The following is a 2,823-nucleotide window of genomic DNA, read 5'->3' as shown; positions in this document are numbered from 1 at the left end:
GTCATCCACCAGGAGCCCTCCGGCTGGTCCGGCAAGCCGCGCAACAACTCCATCCCTGAAGTTTCTCCGGCTCTCGAACAACGGCCGCTACATCACAGGGGTTCCGCGTCAGTCAGCGGTCCGCAGGACACAGGCTCCCCCTGGCGGATGCTGCCCAACCCTGACGGTGCGCACGACTCCACCACCGCCACTCAGCCGGAGCCCGGCGCTCCTCTGTCGACCGCGACCTGACCGTCGTCCGACAGCAGCGACAAGGTCCTGGACCACTCGCTCCAAGGCGGTCGAGGGACGGTTGGTGTGCCGGAGCCGGCGCGGAACTGTCACGGTCACCGTCGAGGCCTGCAGGCACTGGGCAATCTGGCATCGGACCAAGAACAGCCCGGAATCCACGACGAGGCTCTTTGCAGCAGATCCAAGCCCACGCCGACGCGGCCGGTGACATCGACTGGCTGGTCCAGACTGACTCCACCATCGTCCGCGCCCACCAGCACGCGGCTGACACGGGCCGAAAAGGGGGCAGCAGCGACAGGATGGACCGGACGATCACGCCCTCGGCCGATGCCGCGGAGGACGGACCACCAAAGTCCACCTCGCCTGCGACGGCAGAGGCCGCCGTTTCGCCTTCGCCGCCGACAAGGCCGTCGGGAAGAGCCCCGCGACCGAACTCGACACCGCCGAGCGTTCGCGTTGGCGTTCCGGCCATGAGCCCTGACCGTATCGCCGTGACGCCACGACAGTGAACTACCGACGTCCGGCGAAGACTTCGTTGCGCTCGACGCTCAGCCCGAACCCTGACTGGTCAACACCCAATGTGCCCAACAACAGGTCTTCGACGAGCTCAAGCGGCGCGACGCACGGCATCGTGCCGCCCATTCGCTCGATCCAGCGATAGCACCACACCTGTTGCGCACGCTATCGTCTCCAGCATTGCTGCTGAGCTGCAGCTATCCCTGCTGGGATTCGTTGTGCCACAGTTCTCCCCCAGAGAAGCGACGATGTCGCCGTGGTCGGCGCTGTCCTGCCGCTTGCCGGTGACAATGTCGCCGTCGCAGATCGCAGCGTCGATCATGGAATCTCCGGAGACGGTCAGGGCGAAGACGTCGCCGTCGCCGACAAGCTGCCGAGGCAGGACGAACACGTCCTCGAACGTCTCCTCGGCGAGCAGCGGGGCGCCGGCGGCGATCGTCCCGACGAGCGGGACCTCGACGCCCGTGTCGCTTCTACTGCTCAGCTCGGGCGCCCACGAGGTCCGGACCCGGTAGGCGCGGGGTGCGCGGGTCGCGGTAGAGCACGCCCTTATGCTCCAGCGCCGCCAGCTGGTGGGCGACCGAGGACGTGCTGGCGAGGCGGACGGCCTGGCCGATCTCCCGCATCGACGGCGGGTAGCCCTGCCGTGCGACCGTCTCCGTGATGTAGCGGACGATCGCCGCCTGGCGGACCGTCAGCTCTCCCTCACCGGTCCGCTGGCCCGGAGGCCGGCCCCGACGAGGGGTGGTGCTGTCATCCATGCCGGCACCTCCACATCCATGCAAGATCCGCTGGCGCGACCTTTCCCCGCCACCCGCGACAAATGGAACACTCTTTCGGGTTTCGGGTGAGGTGGGGTGAGGTGGGTGACAACCCGGAGACGTCCTGGTGGGTGCGTCAAGACCTTGTCTCCCGTGCCAGCGGTCCAGAGGATCAGGCCGGGGTGAACCAGCAAGACAGCGAGTCGAGGTCGCCGCGCTGCGGCCATCTGGGTGTGAGTACGCCGAACAGAGTTTGGTTAGAGAAGTCGAACTCTGCGTGGTACTTGCTGACCGGGTGGTGGTTCAGAATTGCTCGGCACACCAGAGTTCGTGTTCGGTGGTGATGCGGATGAGGGTGGTCAGGCTCTGTTCGTCGGTGGCGTGGATTCCCGCCATGCGGGCGGCGGCGGTGCTGCGATAGCCGCCGGCGTACCAGAGGGTGGCCTGGCGGCGGTTGACGGTGACCCGGGGCTCGGTACGGGTGGGCTGGAGCTCGGCGGCGCCGTGCGCGATCTGCAGGAGGTAGCGGTCGGTGGTGCCGTCGCCCTGGTCGACGCCGATGGGGAGGGTGGTGTCCAGGTCGGCGGGCCAGCCGCGGAGCCGTACGGCTTCGGGCAGGTCGAGGATGCGCAGCATCCAGGGGTGCCAGGACTCGGCGATGGCGTTGCCGTAGCGGTGGAGGCCGTGGAGGAGCAGCGGGTGGGGCGGGAGGCTGGTGCGGTGGAAGGTGATGGTGGGGATCCGGCTGTTGTGGCGGCCGAGGAAGGCGAGCATCGCGGAGGCCACGGTGTCGTCGGCGGCCCAGAAGTCGTGGACGTCCGACGGCCTGCTCGGCCAGCTGGCGGACGTCGTCGACGGGGCGCCCGAAGGCCCGGGTGGCGAGGGCGTCGTACTCGGTCAGGAGGTTCTCGTCGGCGGGGACGACGGTGATGGCCTCATCCATGAGCTGCTCCTAGTAGTGGGTGGTGTCGCGGACGGCGGAGGCGTTGGCGGGGACGAAGAAGGTCCGCTGGAAGACGATGACGCGGCGGCGGTCCTGGTTGAAGCCGCTGATCTTGCAGGTGACGACGCCGTACTCGGGACGGCTCTGGGACTGCCGGGCTTCGGTGATCTCCGTCTCGGCGTAGAGGGTGTCACCGACGAACACCGGGCGCTCCAGGCGTAGTTCGTCCAGCGCGAGGTTGGCGGTGGTCAGGCCGCTGGTGCTGCGGACACTGGCGCCCATGACGATCCCGAGGGTGACCATGCCGCAGACCAGCACCCGGTCCCTGCCGAGGTGCTTGCAGAACTCGACGTCGGAGTGGATCGGTGCCAC

General features: G+C 68.1%; 2 protein-coding genes and 2 pseudogenes. 1 reads left to right on the top strand and 3 read right to left on the bottom strand.

Translation table 11 applies throughout. From position 1 onward, the window contains the following. Positions 1 to 431 precede the first annotated feature (431 nt). A pseudogene (locus ABZ646_RS44210) lies at positions 432 to 589 on the top strand (IS5/IS1182 family transposase); the annotation flags it as partial. Between the two features lie 393 nt (positions 590 to 982). On the opposite strand, the pseudogene lexA reads toward ABZ646_RS44210, so the two are convergent. From lexA to ABZ646_RS44195, 3 genes and pseudogenes are all read right to left on the bottom strand, one after another. After that, positions 983 to 1,508 (bottom strand): annotated as a pseudogene (lexA, locus tag ABZ646_RS44205) (transcriptional repressor LexA); the annotation flags it as partial. 303 nt (positions 1,509 to 1,811) lie between these two features. Then, positions 1,812 to 2,294: a sterol carrier protein domain-containing protein gene (locus tag ABZ646_RS44200; protein WP_360532763.1), complete on the bottom strand. Its 483-nt coding sequence runs from the start codon at positions 2,292 to 2,294 to the stop codon at positions 1,812 to 1,814. 166 nt (positions 2,295 to 2,460) lie between these two features. Further along, the coding region (locus ABZ646_RS44195; RefSeq protein ID WP_360532760.1) for a MaoC family dehydratase at positions 2,461 to 2,823 on the bottom strand (363 nt) is incomplete at its 5' end.

The organism is Streptomyces sp. NPDC007162 (assembly GCF_040634175.1).
Lineage (GTDB): Bacteria > Actinomycetota > Actinomycetes > Streptomycetales > Streptomycetaceae > Streptomyces.
The sequence above is the reverse complement of the archived record's forward strand: the minus strand, read 5'-3'. Positions and strand labels throughout refer to the sequence as shown.